This is a genomic window from Streptomyces sp. NPDC054863, from assembly GCF_053610825.1.
Window position 1 is genome coordinate 21,186 of sequence record NZ_JBSGZD010000086.1, and the last position, 7,156, is coordinate 28,341.

Sequence of the window (7,156 nt, forward strand, 5' to 3'; positions counted from 1 at the left end):
CCCATTAGCTCATCGTTGCCCGTCGTGACCTGGCACACAGCTCCGCGAGAGCGGTCCCGGTCACGGGTGAAACGACGCCCTCCTCGGTGACGATCGCCGTCACCAGTTCCGGCGGCGTCACGTCGAAGGCGGGGTTGTACGCCTGCGTCCCGAGCGGTGCCACCGCCAGTCCGCCGCCTCCTTCCGTACCCGTCACCGAGAACCCCACGGTGATCTCCGTCACTTCCAGCCCGGGCCGCTGCTCCACCTCGATGGCGGCCCCGTCCGACGTGTCCAGATCCACCGTGGTCAGCGGCGCGACCACGAGGAACGGCACATGGTGGTACTTGGCCAGCACCGCGAGCGGATAGCTCCCCACCTTGTTCGCCACCGAACCGTCGGCCGCGATCCGGTCCGCCCCGATCAGCACGGCGTCCACCTCGCCCGCCGCGAACAGCGAGCCCGCCGCGTTGTCCGTGAGCAGGGTGTACGTCATCGAATGGCGCGCCGCCTCGTACGCGGTGAGCCGCGCCCCCTGCAGCAGTGGCCGCGTCTCGTCCACCCACAGCCTCCGCAGCCGGCCCGCCCGGTGCGCCGCCAGCGCCACGGCGAACGCCGTACCCTCGCCGCCGGATACCAGCGCCCCGGTGTTGCAGTGGGTCAGGATGCGGTGGCTGCCACCGGGCAGCAGCTCGTCGAGGAACGCGAGCCCGTGCCCGGCCATCGCCGCGCTGGCCTCGGCGTCCGCCCGGTGCAGCTCCCTGGCGGCATCCAGCGCCGCCGCGGCAGCGCCCTCGCCCCCCACGCCCTTCTCCAGCGCCTCCCGGTACGCCCCGACTGCCCACCGCACTCCGTGTCCGAGGTTGACCGCGGTGGGCCGCGCACCCGCCAGCAGCACCGCCGCTTCGTCCACGTCGAACCCGCGTCTGGCCGCGAGCGCCACCCCGTACGCCCCGGCGATGCCGAGCAGCGGGGCGCCCCGTACCGCCAGGGTCTGTATCGCCCGCACCAGCGCGGGCACGTCCGTACAGACCAGTTCCACTTCTTCCATCGGCAGCCGGGTCTGGTCGAGGAGCACCAGCACCGGCCCTTCGGGCGGCTCCTCCCATCGCAGCGAGGGCAGTGCGGGCGGTTCTGCGCCCACCGTGCTGTGTGCGTCCTGATCAGCCATCCGCTCAGTCTGCCCCGTACCGCACCGACAATTGAAGGTGCCGAGGGGAGAGAGCGCATACGGGGCCGGTCCGCCGAGGCACCTCCCGTGACACGATGGCTGCCAACCTGCCGCCGCGCACGCGGACGGGCACCGTGCAAGGAGCGACGATGAATGACTCTCCGGGCTGGGCCTCGCCCGGACCCGCCCCCTCCGACGGCCGTCCCCCGGAGAACTCCGGGGCCGCCGAGCCCACCGACGAGCGGCCCGCCGGCCAGGCGCCCGCCTCGAAGTGGTCGAAGGAACAGCCGCCCGCAGGCCAGTGGTCCGCGCCGGGCGCCGCTCCGCCGCGCAGCCACGCCCAGTCCCCTCCCCGGCAGGGCTGGAACGGTCCGCAGCAGGCCGGCGGTTGGGGAACGCCCTCCGGCCCCGGCGGCTGGGGCGGCCCGCCGCCTGCCGCCAAGCCGGGCGTGATCCCGCTCCGCCCGCTCGGTGTCGGTGACATCCTCGACGGCGCCGTGTCCACGATGCGCGCCCACTGGCGCACGGTGCTCGGCGTGACGGTCGTCGTCGCTGTCCTCATGCAGGTCGCGGACCTCGTGGTCCAGCGCTATGTGCTGCCCGAACCGGTAACCGTCGACCCGGACGCCGACCCGGCGGAGGCCATGCGCCAAATCGGCGAGTCGATGCAGAGCACCCTGATCAGCATGGGCCCGACCACTCTGATCGGACTCATCGGCACGCTTTTCACCACGGCACTGCTCACCATCGTGGTCAGCCGTTCCGTGATCGGCCGCCCGGTGAACCTCTCCGACGCGTGGCGCGAGGCCAGGCCCCGACTGGTACCGCTGCTCGGCCTCACCCTGTTGATTCCCCTCGGCGCCATGGCGATCATGGCCGTGGGCATGGTGCCGGGCATCCTGCTCGGTTCTGCGGGCGGCGCGGCATTCGCCGCACTCGGCGGGCTCGTTGCGCTCGTCGTCGTCATCTGGCTGATGGTCCGCTTCTTCCTCGCTCCCCCGGCGCTGATGCTGGAGCGTCAGGGCATCGTCCAGGCCCTGCGCCGCTCGGCGAAGCTGGTCCGGGGCGCCTGGTGGCGGGTCTTCGGCATCATGCTGCTGACCATGCTCCTGACCTTCGTCGTGACGATGGTCATCGGGATGTTCTTCGGCTTCATCGCCGTACTCGTCGACGGCGAAGGCTTCGGCAACCTCCTCAAGGGCGCCGACCCGAACTTCGGCTGGGGCTTCCTGATCATCAGCGGCATCGGAGCGGTGATCGCCTCCGCCATCACCTACCCGCTCACCGCCGGGGTGACGGTCCTGCTCTACATCGACCAGCGGATCCGCCGCGAAGCCCTCGACCTGGACCTCGCCCGCGCCGCCGGCCTCCCCGGACACGGCACCGACCAGCCCACCGACCAGACTCCAAGGAGCTGATGCACCGGTGTCAGTGACGGGGGACACTGCCACAACGCTGCTGCGGGTACGCACGACCGGCGACCCTCCCGTGGACATCCCTCGCACCCCGGCCCGCGAGGCCGCGGAGCGCGAGCTGTCCCACCCGATGTACCACGAGAACGACCCCAACCTCCTCCAGCGCGCGCTCGACCGTCTCTGGGAGTGGATCGGCAACCTCTTCGACGCGGCCTCCGGTGCAGCTCCCGGAGGCACGCTCGGCCTGGTCGTCATCGTCGTGGTCGTCGCCCTGCTGATCCTGGGCCTGTGGTGGCGGCTCGGCACCCCGAGCCGCACCCCCGCCTCCCCCGCCTCCCTCTTCGACGACGGCCCGCGCAGCGCCGCCGAACACCGCACCGCCGCCGAGGCCCACGCCTCCGCCCGCCGCTGGAACCCGGCAGTCCAGGAACGGATGCGGGCCATCGTCCGCTCCCTCGAAGAACGCACCCTCCTCGACCCGCGCCCCGGCCGCACCGCCGACGAGTCCGCCGCCGACGCCGGCCACGTTTTGCCCGGCCACGCCGACCGCCTGAACGCCGCCGCCCGCACCTTCGACGACGTCACATACGGCGACCGCACCGCCGACGAGCCCGCATACCTGCGCCTGCGCGACCTGGATCTCGACCTCGACCGTACGAAACCGTCCCTGTCCGGCGCCTCCTCACCCACCGGAGCCGCCGAATGACCGGCACCGCGGCGCCGCCCTCCACCTCGGTCTCCCCCACTCCCCACCAGGTGTGGAAAAACGCCCGCGGCATCCTCCTGGTACTCGGCGTCCTCCTCGCCGCGGGCCTCGTCATCGCCGTGCTCCAGTCCGGCGAGCAGCACGGCCGCCTCGACCCCCGCTCTGCCGACCCCCAAGGCAGCCGCGCCGTCGCCGAGCTCCTCAAGGACCGCGGTGTCTCCACCCGCGTCGTCACCACCCTCGCCGAAGCCACCTCGGCCACCGGCCCCGGCACCACCCTCCTCGTCACCTCCCCGAACCTCCTCACCCGGTCCCAGCAGGCCGAGCTCCACCACGCCACCGCTCCCTCGGGCGGCCGGACCGTACTCGTCGCCGCCGCCGGCCCCTCGGTCCCCACCCTCGCCCCGGGCGTACGCGCCGCACCGACGCCGACACCCGTCACCGCACGCGAACCCCGCTGCGCCCTGCCCGCTGCAGCCTCCGCGGGCACCGCAGAACTCGGCGGCATCCGATACACCACCGACGCACCTCACGACGCCTGCTACCCCGTCGAAGGCCGCCCCGCCCTGCTCCGTCTCAATGCCTCCACCTCCGGCGACACGGTCCTCCTCGGCGCCCCCGACCCTCTCCACAACGAGCGCCTCGCCCAACAGGGCAACGCCTCGCTCGCTCTCCAACTCCTCGGCTCCCGGCCCCATCTGGTCTGGTACCTCCCCTCCCTCGACGACCCGTCAGCGAGCAGCACCACCGGCCCCGACGGCGAACCCCGCTCCAGCACCGACACCACCAACGGCTTCCTCTCCCACGTCCCGCCCGGCTGGCTCTGGGGAACCCTGCAACTCGCCCTGGCCGCCGTGCTCGCCGCCCTGTGGCGTGCCCGCCGTCTCGGCCCCCTCGTGACCGAACGTCTGCCCGTCGCCGTCCGTGCCTCCGAAACCACGGAAGGCCGCGCCCGCCTCTACCTCAAGGCCAACGCCCGCGACCGGGCCGCCTCGGCCCTGCGCACCGCCACCCGCACCCGCCTCGCCTCACTCCTGGGCGTCCCCTCCGCCCACTCCCACTCACCGGCCGCCCTCCTCCCGGCCGCCTCCTCCCGCCTCTCCCACACCTCCAGAGACCTCAACTCCCTCCTCTTCGGCCCCGCCCCGTCCGACAACGCCGGCCTCATCCGCCTGGCAGACGAACTCGACGCCCTCGAAAGAGAGGTCCGCGCCTCATGAGCGCCCAGCACGCAGAGACCCCCGCCGAGACCCCCGACAGCGCCCGCGCCTCCCTGGAGGCGCTGCGCACCGAGATCGCCAAGGCCGTGGTCGGCCAGGACCCGGCGGTCACCGGCCTCGTCGTCGCCCTCCTCTGCCGCGGCCACGTCCTCCTCGAAGGAGTTCCCGGCGTCGCCAAGACCTTGCTGGTACGCGCCCTGGCCGCGTCCCTCGAACTCGACACCAAGCGCGTCCAGTTCACCCCCGACCTGATGCCCAGCGACATCACCGGCTCCCTGGTCTACGACGCCCGCACCGCCGAGTTCTCCTTCCAACCCGGCCCGGTCTTCACCAACCTCCTCCTCGCCGACGAAATCAACCGCACCCCGCCCAAGACCCAGGCCTCCCTTCTCGAAGCAATGGAAGAACGTCAGGTCACCGTCGACGGCGTCCCCCGCCTCCTGCCCGACCCCTTCCTTGTCGCCGCGACCCAGAACCCGGTCGAGTACGAGGGCACCTATCCCCTCCCCGAAGCCCAGCTGGACCGCTTCCTCCTCAAACTCACCGTCCCTCTCCCCGGCCGCCAGGACGAGATCGACGTCCTGACCCGCCACGCGGAAGGCTTCAATCCCCGGGACCTCAAAGCGGCAGGCGTACGTCCCGTCGCCGACCCCGCGGACCTGGAAGCCGCCCGGTCCGCCGTCGCCAAGACCTCGGTGTCGCCCGAGATCACCGGCTATGTCGTCGATATCTGCCGTGCCACCCGTGAATCCCCCTCACTGACTCTCGGCGTCTCCCCGCGAGGCGCCACTGCCCTGCTCTCCACCGCCCGCGCCTGGGCCTGGCTCACCGGCAGGGACTACGTCATCCCCGACGACGTGAAGGCGCTGGCCCTCCCCACACTCCGCCACCGCATCCAGCTCCGCCCCGAAGCAGAGATGGAGGGCGTCACCCCCGACTCCGTCATCACTTCCGTCCTCGCCCACGTCCCCGTCCCCCGCTGAGTCGGCGACCATGGCCCTCACCGGACGAACCGCGCTCCTCGCGGCCCTCGGCTCCCTCCCCGTCGGCATCCTCGCGCCGAACTGGTCAGGGATCCTCGCGGTCAACGCACCCCTCACACTCGCAATTCTGTGCGACTACGCTCTCGCCGCGCCAGTGCGAAAGCTGCAATTCACCCGATCCGGTGACACATCCGTTCGACTCGGAGAAACCGCCTCAGTCCAACTCGCCGTCACCAACCCTGCTACGAGACGCCTTCGCGCTCAGCTCCGCGACGCCTGGCCGCCCAGCAGCTGGAAGCCCGGCACCGAATTCACCGCCTCCCGCCACAAGCTGACGGTTCCTTCCGGCGAACGCCGCATTCTCACCACGGAGTTGCGGCCCACCCGACGCGGCGACCGGCAGGCGCAACGCATCACGGTGCGCTCGTACGGACCACTGGGTCTGGCCGCCCGTCAGGGCAGTCACGAGGTCCCGTGGACCGTGCGCGTCCTTCCTCCGTTCACCAGCCGGAAGCATCTGCCTTCCAAGTTGGCCCGGCTGCGCGAACTTGACGGCCGCACCAGCGTGTTGACCCGAGGTGAAGGCACCGAGTTCGACAGCCTCCGGGACTACGTGCCCGGCGACGACACCCGCTCCATCGACTGGCGCGCAACCGCCCGCCAGAACACGGTCGCGGTCCGCACCTGGCGCCCTGAACGCGATCGCCACATCCTGTTGGTCCTGGACACCGGCCGCACCTCAGCAGGCAGGGTGGGCGACGTCCCCCGCCTCGACGCCTCCATGGATGCCGCTCTGCTCCTGGCAGCACTGGCGTCACGCGCCGGCGACCGGGTGGACCTGCTCGCCTACGACCGCCGTACGCGCGCCCAGGTCCAGGGCCGATCGGCTGGCGGGCTTCTGCCCGCCCTGGTCAACGCCATGGCACCGCTGGAGCCCGAGCTGATTGAAACCGACACCCGCGGCCTCAGCGCTACGGCTCTGGCTTGCGCTCCCCGCCGCTCTCTCGTCGTCATCCTGACCGGTCTCGAAGCCGCTCCGGTGGAAGAAGGTCTCCTCCCCGTCCTCTCTCAGCTCACCAAACGCCACACGGTCCTCGTCGCTTCGGTGGCCGATCCTCGCATTGAGGAAATGGCCGCTGCCCGGGGCTCGGCCGAATCTGTCTACGAAGCCGCAGCCGGCGCTCAGGCCCAGGCGCAACGCCAGCGGACCGCGGAGAAACTCAGGCGTCACGGGGTCACTGTCGTGGACTCCAGCCCCGACAACCTGGCTCCCGCCCTCGCCGATGCCTATCTCGCTCTCAAAGCAGCAGGCCGCCTTTAGCATTGCCCTCAAGCAAAACAGGCCGAGCGAGTTCCACCTGCCCGTAAACGCAGAAAAGCCCCGCACCAGTTCCCTGGTGCGGGGCTTCCCCGTTATCAATGATTGTTCGGCGGCGTCCTACTCTCCCACAGGGTCCCCCCTGCAGTACCATCGGCGCGGAAAGGCTTAGCTTCCGGGTTCGGAATGTAACCGGGCGTTTCCCTAACGCTATGACCACCGAAACACTATGAAATTTGAACGCTGGTGTTTTCACAGCTGTTCGTTATTTCAGAACTAACACAGTGGACGCGAGCAACTGAGGACAAGCCCTCGGCCTATTAGTACCAGTCAGCTCCACCCGTTACCGGGCTTCCACATCTGG

6 protein-coding genes and 1 rRNA gene are annotated in these 7,156 nt (G+C 70.9%); 5 read left to right on the plus strand and 2 right to left on the minus strand.

Annotated elements, in window-relative coordinates; all coding sequences use genetic code 11:
* Nucleotides 1–4 precede the first annotated feature (4 nt).
* A complete protein-coding gene (gene mtnA / locus ACWGIG_RS17660) occupies nucleotides 5–1,150 on the minus strand; it encodes an S-methyl-5-thioribose-1-phosphate isomerase (protein ID WP_453322517.1) in 1,146 nt (381 codons plus the stop codon).
* A gap of 149 nt (nucleotides 1,151–1,299) precedes the next feature.
* On the opposite strand from mtnA, the gene ACWGIG_RS17665 reads away from it, so the two are divergent.
* From ACWGIG_RS17665 to ACWGIG_RS17685, 5 genes are read left to right on the plus strand one after another with little or no spacing between them, the layout of a single operon-like run.
* On the plus strand, nucleotides 1,300–2,568 hold the full coding sequence (locus tag ACWGIG_RS17665) for a DUF7847 domain-containing protein (protein ID WP_453322518.1): 1,269 nt from the start codon (nucleotides 1,300–1,302) through the stop codon (nucleotides 2,566–2,568).
* 7 nt (nucleotides 2,569–2,575) lie between these two features.
* Nucleotides 2,576–3,271, plus strand: coding sequence for a DUF4129 domain-containing protein (locus ACWGIG_RS17670; protein WP_453322519.1), 696 nt, complete (start codon nucleotides 2,576–2,578; stop codon nucleotides 3,269–3,271).
* The gene (locus tag ACWGIG_RS17675) at nucleotides 3,268–4,491 is read left to right on the plus strand and encodes a DUF4350 domain-containing protein (protein WP_453322520.1); all 1,224 of its coding nucleotides are present in this window, start codon (nucleotides 3,268–3,270) and stop codon (nucleotides 4,489–4,491) included. The genes ACWGIG_RS17670 and ACWGIG_RS17675 overlap by 4 nt, the downstream gene beginning before the upstream one ends.
* Entirely contained in the window at nucleotides 4,488–5,474 is a 987-nt protein-coding gene (locus tag ACWGIG_RS17680) for an AAA family ATPase (protein WP_453322521.1), read from the plus strand. Before ACWGIG_RS17675 ends, ACWGIG_RS17680 begins: the two co-directional genes overlap by 4 nt.
* Before the next feature lie 10 nt (nucleotides 5,475–5,484).
* Complete coding sequence (locus tag ACWGIG_RS17685) at nucleotides 5,485–6,795, plus strand: DUF58 domain-containing protein (RefSeq protein WP_453322522.1); 1,311 nt, start codon at nucleotides 5,485–5,487, stop codon at nucleotides 6,793–6,795.
* Nucleotides 6,796–6,899: 104 nt separating this feature from the next.
* Here the strand turns inward: ACWGIG_RS17685 and rrf are convergent.
* Nucleotides 6,900–7,016, minus strand: a 5S ribosomal RNA gene (gene rrf, locus ACWGIG_RS17690).
* Nucleotides 7,017–7,156 lie beyond the last annotated feature (140 nt).

Excerpts from the sequence above, each read along its gene's own strand:
- ACWGIG_RS17665 (WP_453322518.1), top strand. The coding sequence starts at position 1,300 with ATGAATGACTCTCCGGGCTGGGCCTCGCCCGGACCCGCCCCCTCCGAC.
- mtnA (WP_453322517.1), bottom strand. The coding sequence starts at position 1,150 with ATGGCTGATCAGGACGCACACAGCACGGTGGGCGCAGAACCGCCCGCA.
- ACWGIG_RS17680 (WP_453322521.1), top strand. The coding sequence starts at position 4,488 with ATGAGCGCCCAGCACGCAGAGACCCCCGCCGAGACCCCCGACAGCGCC.
- ACWGIG_RS17685 (WP_453322522.1), top strand. The coding sequence starts at position 5,485 with ATGGCCCTCACCGGACGAACCGCGCTCCTCGCGGCCCTCGGCTCCCTC.
- ACWGIG_RS17675 (WP_453322520.1), top strand. The coding sequence starts at position 3,268 with ATGACCGGCACCGCGGCGCCGCCCTCCACCTCGGTCTCCCCCACTCCC.